Below are 15,336 nucleotides of genomic sequence, written 5' to 3'. Positions count from 1 at the left end.
ACCCTGATTGCCACGGCCGGATCCCGGATTAGTCTGGGATCCGGCCCCTTCGGCAGTGGGGCCTTCGGACCGCCGGTCCGGACCCGACCTCGAGGGGGCCTCGTGCACTACCTAGACCTCATGACCCAGTCGACCCTGCTGGATCCGCACGTGTGGGCGCATCCCGACACCTGGAGCGCGGCCATCGACAACACCGCGGCCCGGCGCACCAGCAGCAGCCGACGCGGCGGCGGTTTCTGGATCTTCGCGGCGGTCTGCTGCATCGGCGTGATCGCGCTGGTCCTCGGCATCGTCTACCTGATGACCAACCGCCGCCGCCGCTGACGCCGCGCACCCGCCCGCCGAACTGAGGGCACGGTACGGCACAGTGGGGAGGTGCAGTTGATCCTCGTTCGCCATGCCCAGCCGCAGCGCGTGCAGACGGAATCCGGTCCGGCCGATCCGGATCTCACCGCGATCGGCGGCGAGCAGGCGGGCCGGGTTCCGGCCGCCCTCGCACCGCACCGGATCACCCGGGTGGTGAGCAGCCCGCAGCTGCGCGCCCGCGAGACCGCGCGGCCGACGGCCGAGAAACTGGGTCTTGGCATCGACATCGTGGACGGGCTCGCCGAGTACGACCGCGAGCTGCCCATGTACATCCCGATCGAGGACGCACAGCAGGAATTCCTGGCGGTCTATCAACGGATCAAGGCCGGATACCTGCCAGAGCAAATAGACAGCAACGCTTTTCATCGCCGGGTGTACGACAGCGTCGACGCCATCGTCGCGGCCGCCGAACCCGCCGACACCGTGGTGGTTTTCGCGCACGGCGGGGTGATCAACGTACTGCTACAGGACATCCTGGGCCTGGCGCGTCCGCTCACCTTCCCGATCGACTACTGCTCGATCACGCGAATCCTGTACTCGCGCAGCGGAACCCGCACCGCGGCCACCATCAACGAGAACGGGCACGTCTGGGATCTGCTGCCGCGGAACCAGACCCCGCGTTCTTGACGCTCAGGCGACTCCCAGGCTGATCGCACAGCGCTCCCAGGGCCGGGCATTTCGATGGGGACCTGTGAGCCACTGTTCCTCGGCTCCGGATTCCTCTGATGAAAGGCACCACGATGTCCGTCTCCAAGCCCCGCCGCCTCGCCCTGCGGATCGCCGCCGCCGGCGCCCTCGTCGCCATCCCGCTGGCCGTGGTGGCCCTGCCCGCGACCGCGAACGCCGCGACTCCCGACAACGCGCCCGCCAACGCCCAGGCCATCGACTGGCACGACGGCCACCACCACCATCACCACGGTGACGGCGGCTGGAACAACAACAACGGCTGGGACAACAACAACGGTTGGAACAACGGCGCGCCGGTCATCCCGGGCCTGCCGGGTCTGCCGTCCACCGGCTCCGCCTAACCACAGGGGCCGCTATACCGACCTTTACGACAGTGCTCGACCAGCGGGACGATAGACGAAAAGGCCGCTCCCTTTCGGGGAGCGGCCTTTTGGCTGTTTCCGGTGGAAACGACTACGCGTTGCCAGCGATCCAGCCGTGCATCCAGGTCAGCGCGGTCTGACCGCCGCCGACCGAGTAGCTGCCGTAGCTGGTGTGGGTGCCGGTCTTGAAGAACTGCTCGAACTGGGCCGCCCGATCCTCGTTCGCGCCGTCCGACAGCTGCGCCTGCAGCGTCGGCAGACCACCCTGGGCCATCAGGTCACTGATGATCGAGCCCAGCTGCAGCTGGGTCTGCCAGGGGTTGAAGTTGTTCGGGTTGGTGGACTGCGCCAGGAAGCCCGCGAAGCGGCTCACGAAGTCCGTCGACTCGGTGGAGCAGTACAGGTCGCCGACCGCGCACACCGTACGCACCCGGTCGCTGATCCAGCCGAACCCGCCCGGACGCGCGCCGCCCGCGCCCGCACCCGGGGCGAACGGACCGACCTGAGCGTCGGTCGGGGACCGCCGCGGGTCGGAGATGAGCGCCACGGCCGCGATGCGGTCCGGCGGGACCACACTGTTGCCCGCGCCGATCTCGGCGGCGAGGTCGCCCGCCGCGTCGGCGCCCTGGCTGTAGCCGGTGATGGCGATCTTGGTGCCCGGGCAGCGGGACGCCATGTCCTTCACCAGCCCGCGGGCGTTGTCGGTGGCTTCCTTCTTGGAAGCGGCGTAGATCTCGCCCTCCCAGGGGAAGGCGGTGGCCGCGTAGGTGACGTAGTCGACTTCACCGGGCAAACCATTGGTGACCGCCGCCAGCATGCCGGGCTTGGGGTCCTTGTCATGACCGGTCTCCCAGGTGCCGGGGATGGCCACCGTGTAGAGACTCGGGCATCCGGCTCCGGGGTCCGCCGTAACGGGACCACTGCCCAGGACGATTCCCGACATGAGCACGCTCGCTGCTGCGCCGGCAGCCGCGACAATATTCTTCAACCGCATACTGCTCCAGTTCACGCTTTGCCCGGGACCACTTCCATCCCGATTCCCGATCATGGTGCGGGCGCCGAATGACAGTCCGGTGCACTGCGGGTTAACCCAAGTAACCGCCCCGTATGACTTGGACGAAACAGACCGCATGACCGAGATCAACGACACACCGCCGCCTAGCATAAAGGGGGCTTTTCCGGTATGCCAGCCGAGTCGAGGAACACGTCCGATTTCCGGCCTTAGAACAGACCGATCGCCCCGTTTTTGGTCGGCCGCTCTACTGCAACGCCGCCTCGAGCATCGGCCAGGACCGGTGCAGATCGTCCTGCCAGTAGCGCCAGGAGTGCGTACCTGACGGTCGGAACTCGACCTGGGCCGGAATACCCAGCTCACCCAGCCGGGTGGCCAGCCGGTGCGTGCACGAATCGGTGGCCGCCTCGATGATGCCGCCCAGCACGATCTGATTGGCCAGAGTCATCGGCCGCCCGCCGATCGACGGCGAATCCAGGGTGTCCAGCGGCCCGGGCAAACCACTCGAACTCGAGACGAACAACGCCTTGCCGCGCAGCCCCTCCGCATTGAGCACCGCGTCGTGCCGCGCCCACTCCGGATCGCCCGGCGGCCCCCACATATTGCTCATATCGGCGTCGCCGCGATCCAGCACCAGCTGGATGAACTTGCGACTGGTCTCGTCGGCGGTGGTCGCGCACCCGCTGTAGGAGGCCACCGCCCGATACAGGTCCGGGGCGTGGATCGACAGATCCAGCGCCGAGGTCGCCGACATCGAAACGCCCGCGATGCCGTTCACACCGGAGGTGTGCAGCGCCGCGTCGACGATCGGCGGCAGTTCCTCGGTGAGAAAGGTCTGCCATTTATTGCGGCCGAGATTGGGGTCGTCGCGCAACCAATCGGTGTAATAGGAGAATTTACCGCCGACCGGCGATACCACATTCACGTTCTTGTCGGAGAAGAATTGCACGATATCGGTTTGCCGATACCAGGTGGCCGCATCCTCACCGCCGCCCGCGCCATTGAGCAGATAAAGCGTCGGGCGCGGCACGCTGTTGTCGGCCGGTGTGATCACCTGCAGGGTGATCACCCGATCCATGGCGGCCGAATAGACCGTCATCTCCTCTTGCCGCTGTCCGGGCCGATCGATCGAAACGAGATGCGCCGCGCCGGTTTCCGGGGTGGCGTCCTCCGCCCCCGCCGTCGCGATGCTCGCGGGCGCGCACGAGAGTGCCAGCGAGAGCGCGATACCGGCGATCACGGGCAGGGCCGTGGCTTTGCGCATGAACATCGGTGGAAGCGTTCCTATCGATCGATTCGGCCCGGGTGCGAGATCAGCTGCCGATCAGCTTCTTGATGGTGTCGGACAGGATGCTGCTGAAGGATCCCGTCGAGCTGAGCTGGCCGTCGGCGGAGCCGAGGCCGTTGTTGCCCAGGCTGCCCAGCACGGTCTCACCGGCGTTCTGGCCGCGTGCGGTGAAGCAGGCGGTCAGGTTGGGCAGGTTGTTGCTGACGCCGACCGTGCCCGCGACGCCGATGCCGCCGCTGGTGACCTGCTGACCGGTGCTGATGCTGGCGGGCACCGCGTAGGTCAGGGTGTAGGTGAGCGGGTTGCCGGAGTTGACGAACCAGCCGGTGTTGGTGACCTTCCAGCCGCCCGCGTTGGGCTCCGGGGTGACGTCGGCGGTCTGCTCGCCGGTCCCGAAGTGGTAGGCCGTGACGGTGGCGCTGGTCGGCGCGCCGAACCCGGCGGGCGGGTAGTCGGTGATGGTGTTGACATACGGGTTGCCGATGCCGGTGGTGCCGATGACGACCGTGTAGGTGACGCTGGTGCCGACACCGACCTCGGGGGCGTTGACGGTCTTGTCGTACGTCATGGTGATGCCGACGGTGCTGATGTCGTTCTTGGTGGCGTGCGAGGTCTGGCTGCACGCGGCATCCGCCGACGCGGTGGCGGTCTCCATCGCGGTGACGACGCTCAGTCCGGTGAATACCATTGCGGCCGAAGTGACGACGGCTGCCGCCCGTCGATTACGGAACATTATTTCTCCTCCAAGTGTCCCGACATTCCTCTCCGGGACCAATCAAGGCTTACCGAGCGCTGCGGACGACTCGGAGGGGTGGTGCCACACGGTGTGTAAGTAAACAGGTGTAACTGGTCCCTTGTCCAGGGTTTGCTGATATTTTTGCCGCAGAACTGACTAGAGAATTTTTCAGATTGATTCCGCCTATCGGAAGACCCTCGGCACCCTATGATTCACACCCCGCAACAGCGGCGAACCAGGTTCTCCGCACGGTCACGGTGCGCGCTCACCGCCCTGGCCCTGCTGACCGCCTGCGCCCTCACCACCGCACCCGATCTGCACGCCGACCCGCCCACACAGCAGGTCGTCCACCCGCTGCACGCGACCACCGGCAACAACGCCCGCATCGCCGACGACCGGGGCCGCACCGTGATCCTGCACGGCGCGAACGTGAACGGGCTCGGGCAGTACTACCAGGAATGGCCGGACCTGCCGTCCACCGAAACCCTCACCGAGAACGACTTCGCGCGCCTGGCCACGCTCGGCGCGAACGTGGTGCGGCTGATCATCAGCTGGTCGGCGCTGGAACCCACCCGCGGCGTCATCGACCAGGCCTACCTCGACCGCATCGGGCAGGCCGTCTCGTGGGCGCGGGCGCACGACATCTACGTACTGCTCGACATGCATCAGGACGCCTGGGGCGTCGCGGTGAACACCCCGGACGGCGTCTGGTGCCCGCCGCTCACCCAGGCCTCCGTCGGCTGGGACGGCGCGCCCGCGTGGGCCACCGCCTTCGTCGGCACCAGCGCCACCTGCCGGATCAGCATGCGCGAACTGTCGGTGTCGGTGCAGTCCTCGTTCCAGAACTTCTACCTCGACGTGAACGGGGTCCGCACCGAACTGGTGAAGACCTGGGCGGCGGTGGCCGCGCGCTTCGCGGCGGATCCGACGGTGATCGGCTACGACCTGCTCAACGAACCCAATCCCGGACTGCTGCCCGGGATCGACGACTACACGCTGCTCGGCGAGTACTACCGGCACGCCATCACGGCGATCCGGTCGGCGGAAAGCGCCGCGCCGCAAGGGTTCCGGCACATCGTGTTCTTCGAGCCGTCGGTGATCACCGGTCCGCTGCCGGCGCCCGGGCCGCTGCCACTCGTGCTCGGGACCGGGTCGGCGGGCAGCAGTTCCGGATCTTCGGGCAGCGGCACCGGATCGGCGGGCGGCGACGACATGGTCTACGCGCCACACGAATACAACGAGTCCATCAGCATCCTGCCCGGTTCGCTCACTGACGGATTCAATGCGACGGCCACCGCGGCGCGGGGTTACGGCACCACCTTCTTCAACGGCGAGTGGGGTTTCTGGGACTCGAATCCGGCGGTGGTGGCCGACAAGGCAAGCCGCTACGCCCAATTGGAGGACGCCAACCTGGTCGGCAGCACCTACTGGCAGTGGCGGCAGGCCTGCGGTGATCCGCACGGCGTGCAGACCCGGCACACCCGGCCGAGCTGCTCCGGACCGCAACCCGATGTCGCCGACAATCCGGTGATGCGGCCGGTCCTGTCGCGCTCGTATCCGCGTGCGGTGCCCGGGCAGCTCACCGCCATCCACTCCGATATCCCCAGCGGCGCGCTCACCGTCACCGGCAAGGCCGACCGGGCCGGGGAATCCGCCGACCTGTGGGTGCCGGACCGCTGCGCGAATCCCCGTGCGGCCGGGACGAATACGGCGGGATCGGTGGTCAGTGCCGTGACCGGAGGGAACCGGATCACGGTGGCGACCGCCGCTGCCGGTGACTACAGCATCCAGATCACCTGCGGCTGAACCACATCCAGGCAAAGCAAAGGCGCTCCCGGACCGAAGTCCGGGAGCGCCTTACGTTCTCAGTGCGGGATCAGCGAACTCAGCGCTGGGCGACCATGGTCGGGGTGATCGGGGACGGCAGCGCCGTCTCACCCTCCAGGTAGCGGTCCACCGCGGCGGCCGCGGCGCGACCCTCGGCGATGGCCCACACGATCAGCGACTGGCCGCGGCCCATGTCACCGGCGACGAACACGCCGGGCACGGTGGTGGCCCACTCGCTGTCACGCTTGACGTTGCCGCGCTGGTCGTAGCCCACGCCCAGGCCCTCGAGCAGACCGTTCTTCTGCGGTCCGACGAAGCCCATGGCCAGCAGCACCAGGTCGGCCTCCAGGGTGAAGTCGGTGCCCTCGACCTTCTCGAAGCGACCGTTCACCATGCTGACCTCGTGCGCCTGCAGCCCGGTGACCTTGCCGTCCGCACCGACGAAACGCTCGGTGTTGACGGAGAACACGCGCTCGCCGCCCTCCTCGTGAGCCGAGGAGACGCGGTACATCAGCGGGTAGGTCGGCCACGGGGTGGAGGTGGCACGCTCCTCCGGCGGACGCGGCATGATCTCGAACTGGTGGACCGACTCCGCGCCCTGACGGTGCGAGGTGCCCAGGCAGTCCGCGCCGGTGTCGCCGCCACCGATGATGACGACCTTCTTGCCGCGCGCGTTGATGCGCGGCAGGCCGTCCTCGTCGGTGATCGGGTCGCCCAGCTGCACCCGGTTGGCCAGCGGCAGGAACTCCATGGCCTGGTGGATGCCGTCGAAGTCGCGGCCCGGGATCGGCAGGTCGCGCGCGATGGTCGCGCCACCGGAGAGCACCACCGCGTCGAACTGCTCGCGCAGCTGCTCGGCGGTGATGTCGACGCCCACGTTCACGCCGGTCTTGAAGATGGTGCCCTCGGCCTCCATCTGCGCCATCCGGCGGTCGATGACCGACTTCTCCATCTTGAATTCCGGGATGCCATAGCGCATCAGGCCGCCGATGCGGTCGTCACGCTCGTACACGGTCACGGTGTGACCGGCCCGGGTCAGCTGCTGGGCGGCGGCCATACCGGCGGGGCCGGAGCCGACGACGGCGATGCGCTTGCCGGTGAGACGGGTCGGGTAGACCGGGGTGACCCAGCCCTCGTCGAAACCGTTCTCGATGATCTCGACCTCGACCTGCTTGATGGTCACCGGATCCTGGTTGATGCCCAGGACGCAGGACGCCTCGCACGGAGCCGGGCACAGGCGGCCGGTGAACTCCGGGAAGTTGTTGGTCGCGTGCAGCCGATCGAACGACTCCTTCCACGCGCCCTTGTACACCAGGTCGTTCCACTCGGGAATCAGGTTCCCGAGCGGACAGCCGTTGTGGCAGAACGGAATACCGCAGTCCATGCAGCGACTGGCCTGCTTCTGCAGGGTCTCGTGGGAGAACTTCTCCTCGTAGACCTCTTTCCAGTCCAGCAGGCGCAGCGGAACCGGACGGCGCTTGGGCAGTTCCCGACTCGTGTGCTTCAGGAAGCCTTGTGCGTCACCCATTTACGAACTCCTGACTACAGCGCACCTGCGTGCACAGAACAACAATGGTGCTGCGTTGCACCGCGTAGGTGAGGTCAGCCACGAGCCGCCTCCATGATCGCCTCGGCCACGTCGCGGCCATCCTTCTCGGCCTCGGAGATCGCGAGCAGGACCTTCTTGTAGTCGCGCGGCATGACCTTGACGAACTTGGTCACCTGCTGCGACCAGTCGCTCAGAATGCGTTCGGCGACAGCCGATCCGGTCTCGTCGCGGTGCGCCGTGACGATGTCCTTGAGGATCTGCGCGTCCTCGGCCGAGAGCTGCTCGGGGTCGACCAGTTCGGTGTTGAGGTGCGCGTCGAAGGTGCCGTTCGGGTTGTACACGTAGGCGATACCGCCCGACATGCCCGCGCCGAAGTTGCGTCCGGTCTCACCGAGGATGACCACGCGGCCACCGGTCATGTACTCGCAGGCGTGGTCGCCCACACCCTCCACGACCGCGGTCGCGCCCGAGTTGCGCACGGCGAACCGCTCACCCGCGACACCGCGCAGGTAGGCCTGACCGCTGGTGGCGCCGAACAGGATCACGTTGCCCGCAATGATGTTCTGCTCCGCGACGTACGCCTCGGGAGCGTCGGCCGACGGGCGCACCGTGAGGCGACCACCCGAAAGACCCTTGCCCACATAGTCGTTGGCGTCGCCGACCACCCGCAGAGTGATACCGGCCGGGACAAACGCACCGAACGAGTTACCGGCGGAACCGGTGAACGTGATGTCGATGGTGTTGTCCGGCAGGCCGACTCCGCCGTAGAGCTTGGTGACCTCGTGGCCGAGCATGGTGCCGACGGTCCGGTTCACGTTGGTGATCTTGGACTCGAACTTCACCGGCTTGCCACGCTCGAGCGCATCGGCCGAACGGGCGATCAGCTCGTTGTCCAGCGCCCGGTCCAGGCCGTGGTCCTGGCTCTTGGTGCGGCGGCGGTCCTGGAACATGAACGCCGTCTCGACATCGTCGAGGATCGGCGACAGGTCCAGCTTGGCGGCCTTCCAGTGCGCCTTGGCGGCGGTGGTGTCGAGCAGGTCCACCCGGCCGATGGCCTCGTCGAGGGTCCGCAGACCCAGCGACGCCAGCAGCTCGCGGACTTCCTCGGCGATGTAGAGCATGAAGTTCTCGACGAACTCCGGCTTGCCGGTAAAGCGTTCGCGCAGCACGGGATTCTGGGTCGCGACGCCGACCGGACAGGTGTCGAGGTGACACACGCGCATCATGATGCAGCCCGAGACGACCAGCGGAGCGGTCGCGAAACCGTACTCCTCGGCGCCCAGCAGCGCGGCGATCATGACGTCGCGGCCGGTCTTCATCTGACCGTCGACCTGCACCACGATGCGGTCGCGCAGACCGTTGAGCAGCAGCGTCTGCTGGGTCTCGGCCAGGCCGAGCTCCCAGGGGCCGCCCGCGTGCTTGAGCGAGGTCAGCGGCGACGCGCCGGTGCCACCGTCGTGACCCGAGATCAGGACCACGTCGGCGTGCGCCTTGGACACACCCGCGGCGACGGTGCCGACGCCGGGCTCCGCGACCAGTTTCACGTGAATCCGCGCCTGCGGGTTCGCGTTCTTCAGGTCGTGGATCAGCTGCGCCAGATCCTCGATCGAGTAGATGTCGTGGTGCGGGGGCGGGGAGATCAGGCCGACGCCGGGCGTCGAATGCCGGACCTCGGCGACCCACGGGTACACCTTGTGCGCCGGAAGCTGGCCACCCTCACCGGGTTTCGCGCCCTGCGCCATCTTGATCTGGATGTCGGTGCAGTTGGTCAGGTAGTGCGCGGTCACGCCGAAGCGGCCCGAGGCCACCTGCTTGATCGCACTGCGACGCCAGTCGCCGTTCTCCTCCGGCTCGAAGCGCGCCGGGTGCTCGCCGCCCTCACCGGAGTTGGAGCGACCGCCCAGCCGGTTCATCGCGACCGCGAGGGTCTCGTGCGCCTCGGCCGAGATGGAGCCGTAGCTCATCGCGCCGGTCGAGAAGCGCTTCACGATCTCCGACGCGGGCTCGACCTCGTCGATCGAGATCGGGTTGCGGTGCTCGTCCTTGAACCGGAACAGACCGCGCAGCGAGGCGAGACGCTCGGACTGGTCATCGACCAGCTTCGTGTACTCCTTGAAGACCTTGTACTGGCCCGAGCGGGTGGCGTGCTGCAGCTTGAACACCGTGTCCGGGTTGAACAGGTGGTACTCGCCCTCACGCCGCCACTGGTACTCGCCGCCGACCTCGAGCTCGCGGTGCGCGCGCTCGTTGCGGTTCTCCAGGTACGCGATCCGGTGCCGGGCCGCGACCTCGCCCGCGACGTCGTCGAGGCCGATGCCGTCCAGCGGCGAACGCAGACCGGTGAAGTACTCGTCCACCAGGTCCTGCGACAGGCCGACGACCTGGAACAGCTGCGCGCCCCGGTAGGAGGCGATGGTGGAGATGCCCATCTTGGACATCACCTTCAGCACACCCTTGCCGGCGGCCTTGTTGTAGTTGTAGACGGCCTTCTTGAAGTCGGCCGCGTGATCGCCGGTGCTGCCCGGCATCTGCAGCTGACCGCGCTCGATCATGTCCTCGAGCGACTCGAACGCCATGTACGGGTTGATCGCGGCAGCGCCGAAGCCGACCAGCAGGGCCATGTGGTGCACCTCGCGGGCGTCACCGGCCTCCACGACCAGGCCCACCTTGGTCCGGGTGCGCTCACGCACCAGGTGGTGGTGCACCGCGGCGGTCAGCAGCAGCGACGGGATCGGGGCCAGCTTCTCGTTGGACTCCCGGTCCGACAGCACGATGATGCGCGCGCCGCCGTCGATGGCCGCCGACACCTGACGCTGCACGGCCTCGATGGCCTTGCGCAGCCCCTTGCCGCCCTTCTTGACCGGGTACAGGCCGTGGACCACCACGGAGCGCAGGTCGGGGCGCGAGCCGTCGTCGTTGATGTGGATGAGCTTGGACAGCTCGTCGTTGTCCAGGATGGGCTGGGTCAGGGTGATCTGACCGCAGGACTCCGGTCCCGGGTTGAGCAGGTCGCCCTCGGGGCCGACCATGCTGCGCAGCGAGGTGACGACCTCTTCGCGGATGGCGTCCAGCGGCGGGTTGGTGACCTGCGCGAACAACTGCGAGAAGTAGTCGAACAGCAGCCGCGGCCGCGACGACAGCACCGCGATCGGGGTGTCGGTGCCCATCGAGCCGAGCGCCTCGCCACCGGTCTGCGCCATCGGCGACATCAGCAGATTCAGTTCCTCGATGGAGTATCCGAAGATCTGCTGGCGGATCAGCACGCGGTCGTGCGACATGTGCTCGTGCGGGCGGTCCGGCAGGTCCGACAGCTTGGTCGGGCCGTTGTCGAGCCACTCCTGGTACGGGTGCTCGGACGCGAGCTGAGCGATCACCTCGTCGTCGGAGATGATGCGGCCCTGCGAGGTGTCGACCAGGAACATGTGGCCGGGCTGCAGGCGCTTCTTGTAGATCACCTTGGCGGGGTCGATGTCGAGGACGCCGACCTCGGAGGCCAGCACGACCAGTCCGTCGTCGGTGACCCAGATTCGGCCGGGGCGCAGACCGTTTCGGTCCAGCACCGCGCCGACGACGGTGCCGTCGGTGAAGCAGACCGAGGCCGGTCCGTCCCACGGCTCCATCAGGAACGAGTGGTAGCGGTAGAAGGCGCGGCGGGCCGGGTCCATGGACTCGGCGCGCTCCCAGGCCTCCGGGATCATCATCAGCACGGCGTGCGGCAGGCTGCGGCCACCGAGGTGCAGCAGTTCGAGCACCTCGTCGAAACGCGCGGTGTCCGAGGCGCCGGGGGTGCAGACCGGGAAGATCTTCTCCAGGCGGTTGTTGCCCTCGTGGTCGGTGCCGAACACGTCGGAGTTCAGCAGCGCCTCACGCGCCCGCATCCAGTTCTCGTTGCCGGAGACGGTGTTGATCTCACCGTTGTGGGCGACGCGCCGGAAGGGGTGCGCCAGCGGCCACGACGGGAAGGTGTTGGTGGAGAAGCGCGAGTGCACGATGCCCAGCGCCGACTCGACCCGGTCGTCCTGCAGGTCCAGGTAGAACGCGCGCAGCTGCGGCGTGGTGAACATGCCCTTGTAGACGAAGGTCTCGCCGGACAGCGACGGGAAGTAGACCGACTCCTTGCCGGTCGCGCCCTCGCCCGCACCGGACTTGCCGAGCTCGTGCTCGACCCGCTTGCGGATGACGTAGGCGCGGCGTTCCAGGTCCATGCCCGTGAGCTGCTCGGCGGCGCCCTTGGGGGAGGCGATGAAGATCTGCCGGAAGGTCGGCATGGCGTCACGCGACAGCGCGCCCAGCGACGACTCGTCGATCGGCACCTCACGCCAGCCGAGGACCTCGAGGCCCTCCTCGCGCACGATCTTCTCCACGCCGTACCCGGCACGCGCGGCTTCGCGACGTGCCTGCGGGAGGAACGCGATGCCGGTGGCGTACGAACCTTCGGCGGGCAGCTCGAAGTCGACGATGGCACGGAAGAACTTGTCCGGGAGCTGAATCAGGATGCCCGCGCCGTCACCCGAGTTGGGTTCGGCACCGGCGGCACCACGGTGCTCCAGGTTAAGCAGAGCGGTAATAGCCTTGTCGACGATGTCACGGCTACGACGGCCGTGCATGTCGACGACGAATGCGACACCACAGGAGTCGTGTTCATTCGCCGGGTCATAGAGCCCAGTGGGTCCGTGTCCATAACCGGCACCGCCGGCGGGGGCCCCGTGGCCAGGAAGTTGCGTCATGCCTCTGCCTTCACAAAAAAACAGGCCTTCGAAGAATGCGGCCTTCGTCGAACGCCTCCGGTCTGGACTGCGTCCGGACGTTTCGGAGACCAGCGGCGCTGATGGTCACTCCGTGCAGTCAACTTTGCAGTTGTCCACCCGCTTCGATTACCTAGTCGGGTGCTCGGTGTTAACCGAACCCTTACGAGTTCCGTACACACCGCGCAGTTCTCGCCCGCTAGGCTGAGCGCCGATCGGGCCTCTGACCATATGGGGAGATATGCCGAACTTGCGTAGTTCGGCGTAAGAGCAAACGATAAGTCAGGACTGCGGCCCAACCAACTTAGGTTGGGCTAATTCCAGCTTCTAGCTGGGCTTCTTCATCGGTCCTCCAACACACGCGCGTTCTCCAGTGTAAAGCAGGCGTGCAGGGGCTTTTCAGTTGAGTGCACCACTGGGCCACCGGCGCGCGGGATGGACCGACGGCCGGACCGGCGCAGCTCCGGAGCGGCTCCCACCTGCAATGGAACAGGTTTCCCCACAGGGACATCCGGCAAACCGGCCAAAAGACGGCTAACTTTCCGGAGAAGTTCCGCCGGCGCGTCGGCGGGCCTGGCGACATGGCCCCGCAGCGTGCGGACCGTACGGAATTTTTCCTGAATGTGGGATTCAGCACACGATCAGCAAACAGGAAATCCATCTTCGGGCGCGTCGTCCACCCTGGTCCTCGCCCATAACCGCGTGATCAACACCACGTCACATCCGGGCAACAAGTCGATGTGAGCCTGGCCACATCCCGGCGGCCACGGTCGATGGAACGCGCGCGGGCCTGTCAGGCTGGGACCACGCAGCGTCTTTTACAACGATCGAGCGACGGTTCGTCGAGCCGAAACAGGCTGGGACTTAGAGGATGTGAGCTCCCATGAGCGTTCAGCCCGCTGGCCTGCTGGTCTGGATGGGCGGAGCCCAGCCGCAGCTCACCGACCCGCACGAACGCGGCGAATACACGGTCACCGGCGCGGTCGTCGCACTGTTGGCCGTGGTCTCCGGAGTGGTCACCGCCGCCGCGACCGCGGCGGCTCGCTGGCCGCTGTTCGGGGTCGTGGTCGTGGCGCTGATCGCGACCGTGCTGATCGGAGCCGTGGGCCGGGCCCTGGCCACCGCCGCCACCCCGGATCGGCGCGAAAACCGCCGGGCCGTAGCCGAATTCGCGGGCCGGATCACGGTCGCGGTGCTCGCGGGCGTGGTGGTCGCCGAACTGGCCTGCACCGTGCTGTTCGGCGGCACCGTGCACCGGATGCTCGACGAGACCTCGCAGCGGGCCGTGGAATCCGCGCCCGCCGTGGTCACCGCGCGCGACGAGTTCGACCGGGCGCGCACCGACCGGACCGACCTGGACCGGCAGCTCGCCACCGCGCAGGCCAATGTCACCAACGCGCTGAAAATCGCACGCTGCGAATTCAATCCGGTGTCGGCGGACTGCCCACAGGATCTGATCACCCACGTGCCGGGCCGCGGACCCGAGGAACGCACCGCCAACCAGATGCTCGACGACGCGCGCAACCAGCTCACCGCACTGCAGGGCAAGGTCGACGGTCTCGACACCCAGGTCACCGGCAAGGACAAGGCCCTCGCGACCGCCCGCGCCACCGCCTACCGCGACGGCGACCGCGGCCTGGGTGCCCGCTGGGTGGCCATGAACGATTACACGACAGCGCATTTCGGTCCGCTGGTGCTGCGCCTGGCCGTCGCGCTGCTGCTGGCGGTGCTGGCCCTGTTGCCGCTGCTGCTGCGCTGGTGGCGCGGCGAGACCGCGTTCGACCGCACGGTCGCCGGGCGCACCGTCACCGACCGCATCGACCAGGCCGCCGACACCGCCATCGCGATCAAACAGGCCGAGGTGCGGGTCGAGACCGAGAAGCTGCGCGCCGAGCAACAGCTCACCGCCGCGCGGCTGGAGGCGCACGCCGACACCGCCATCGACCGGGAACGGCAGCGCACCCGAATCATCGCCGCCATCGGCAATTTCGAGATCGGCATCACCGAACCGGGCCACCGCGCGGTCGCCGAGTTCGACAGCGTCACCCGACATGAACTGCCGGCCGGGCTCTCGGCCGCGGACCGAAAGGACAGCACCGTGTCCCAGGAGGGGATCGTGACACAGTCGCCGAACCTGCCCGCACCGCTCACCGGCGGCGCGTTGACCCCGATGGCGCCCGGTGGCGCCCTCACCCCGCACGTCCCCGTCGCGCAGCCCGCACCCGCCAACAAGGGTGGCGGACTGGAGCTTCCGATCATCGGCACGGTGCCGTTCACCGACACCGCCGCCCGCTGGATCCGCCCGCTGGTGCCGTCGTTCGTGGCCAATGCCATCGACACCGCCACGCATCCGCTGCGCACCGTGCGGCAGGCCTTCGAGGAAGCCGAGGAGATCACCTTCACGCTGCGTCGCACCCGCAAGGTGACCGTCGATTCGCAGGATTCGGCGCAACAGCAGGCCGCGCAGCAGCAGCTGTACGGGCAGCCGCAGTACGGCTACCAGTTGCCGCCGGGATCGCCGCAGCACGTGCACGCCCAGCGGGTGGCCTCGGGCGTGGTGGATCCGCAGTACCCGCAGTACCCCGCGTATCAGGCTGTCCCCCAGGGTTATCCGCAGGGATATCAGGCGCTGCCGCCCGGCCAGGTGGTGGAATCCGGTTATCCGCTGCCCGCCGCGCCGCAGCAGGACGCCCTGTCCGCACGGCACACACCGGAGTTGGATCGCCGCCGACAGCGCGAACTCCCGCCCGGCAAGTAGCACTGT

At 67.6% G+C, this 15,336-nt stretch carries 10 protein-coding genes; 5 read left to right on the top strand and 5 right to left on the bottom strand.

The genetic code is table 11. The features are described from left to right. The first annotated feature begins 120 nt into the window (after positions 1-120). The 3 genes from OG300_RS32230 to OG300_RS32220 all read left to right on the top strand — a co-directional run bounded on the left by OG300_RS32230 (position 121) and on the right by OG300_RS32220 (position 1,394). Entirely contained in the window at positions 121-324 is a 204-nt protein-coding gene (locus tag OG300_RS32230) for a hypothetical protein (RefSeq protein ID WP_405487510.1), read from the top strand. A gap of 51 nt (positions 325-375) precedes the next feature. Next, positions 376-993 (top strand): histidine phosphatase family protein, encoded by a 618-nt coding sequence (locus OG300_RS32225; RefSeq protein WP_405487508.1) that lies wholly within the window; start codon positions 376-378, stop codon positions 991-993. Between the two features lie 113 nt (positions 994-1,106). After that, complete coding sequence (locus tag OG300_RS32220; RefSeq protein WP_405487506.1) at positions 1,107-1,394, top strand: hypothetical protein; 288 nt, start codon at positions 1,107-1,109, stop codon at positions 1,392-1,394. Between the two features lie 112 nt (positions 1,395-1,506). Here OG300_RS32220 and OG300_RS32215 read toward each other — a convergent pair whose 3' ends face one another. The 3 genes from OG300_RS32215 to OG300_RS32205 form a co-directional block, all read right to left on the bottom strand. Then, complete coding sequence (locus OG300_RS32215) at positions 1,507-2,358, bottom strand: cutinase family protein (protein WP_405487504.1); 852 nt, start codon at positions 2,356-2,358, stop codon at positions 1,507-1,509. Positions 2,359-2,674: 316 nt separating this feature from the next. Beyond that, a complete protein-coding gene (locus OG300_RS32210) occupies positions 2,675-3,697 on the bottom strand; it encodes an alpha/beta hydrolase (RefSeq protein WP_405487502.1) in 1,023 nt (340 codons plus the stop codon). Positions 3,698-3,740: 43 nt separating this feature from the next. Next, positions 3,741-4,448, bottom strand: coding sequence for a hypothetical protein (locus OG300_RS32205; RefSeq protein WP_405487500.1), 708 nt, complete (start codon positions 4,446-4,448; stop codon positions 3,741-3,743). Positions 4,449-4,658: 210 nt separating this feature from the next. On the opposite strand from OG300_RS32205, the gene OG300_RS32200 reads away from it, so the two are divergent. Continuing rightward, a complete protein-coding gene (locus OG300_RS32200) occupies positions 4,659-6,257 on the top strand; it encodes a glycoside hydrolase family 5 protein (RefSeq protein WP_405487498.1) in 1,599 nt (532 codons plus the stop codon). A gap of 79 nt (positions 6,258-6,336) precedes the next feature. Here OG300_RS32200 and OG300_RS32195 read toward each other — a convergent pair whose 3' ends face one another. Beyond that, positions 6,337-7,806 (bottom strand): glutamate synthase subunit beta, encoded by a 1,470-nt coding sequence (locus OG300_RS32195; protein WP_405487496.1) that lies wholly within the window; start codon positions 7,804-7,806, stop codon positions 6,337-6,339. A 74-nt stretch (positions 7,807-7,880) separates the two neighbouring features. Beyond that, positions 7,881-12,554: a glutamate synthase large subunit gene (gene gltB, locus OG300_RS32190; RefSeq protein ID WP_405487494.1), complete on the bottom strand. Its 4,674-nt coding sequence runs from the start codon at positions 12,552-12,554 to the stop codon at positions 7,881-7,883. A 901-nt stretch (positions 12,555-13,455) separates the two neighbouring features. Here gltB and OG300_RS32185 point away from each other — a divergent pair. Next, on the top strand, positions 13,456-15,330 hold the full coding sequence (locus tag OG300_RS32185) for a DUF4407 domain-containing protein (protein ID WP_405487492.1): 1,875 nt from the start codon (positions 13,456-13,458) through the stop codon (positions 15,328-15,330). Positions 15,331-15,336: the final 6 nt, after the last annotated feature.

The sequence above is a fragment of the Nocardia sp. NBC_00511 genome (assembly GCF_045161165.1).
GTDB lineage: Bacteria > Actinomycetota > Actinomycetes > Mycobacteriales > Mycobacteriaceae > Nocardia.
Note: the sequence above shows the minus strand (reverse complement) of the source record. Positions and strands in the feature narration are given on the sequence as shown.

Coding starts and splice junctions, on each gene's coding strand:
- OG300_RS32230 (WP_405487510.1), top strand. CDS start 121: ATGACCCAGTCGACCCTGCTGGATCCGCACGTGTGGGCGCATCCCGAC.
- OG300_RS32220 (WP_405487506.1), top strand. CDS start 1,107: ATGTCCGTCTCCAAGCCCCGCCGCCTCGCCCTGCGGATCGCCGCCGCC.
- OG300_RS32215 (WP_405487504.1), bottom strand. CDS start 2,358: ATGTCGGGAATCGTCCTGGGCAGTGGTCCCGTTACGGCGGACCCCGGA.
- OG300_RS32210 (WP_405487502.1), bottom strand. CDS start 3,697: ATGTTCATGCGCAAAGCCACGGCCCTGCCCGTGATCGCCGGTATCGCG.
- OG300_RS32205 (WP_405487500.1), bottom strand. CDS start 4,448: ATGTTCCGTAATCGACGGGCGGCAGCCGTCGTCACTTCGGCCGCAATG.
- OG300_RS32200 (WP_405487498.1), top strand. CDS start 4,659: ATGATTCACACCCCGCAACAGCGGCGAACCAGGTTCTCCGCACGGTCA.
- OG300_RS32195 (WP_405487496.1), bottom strand. CDS start 7,806: ATGGGTGACGCACAAGGCTTCCTGAAGCACACGAGTCGGGAACTGCCC.
- gltB (WP_405487494.1), bottom strand. CDS start 12,554: ATGACGCAACTTCCTGGCCACGGGGCCCCCGCCGGCGGTGCCGGTTAT.
- OG300_RS32185 (WP_405487492.1), top strand. CDS start 13,456: ATGAGCGTTCAGCCCGCTGGCCTGCTGGTCTGGATGGGCGGAGCCCAG.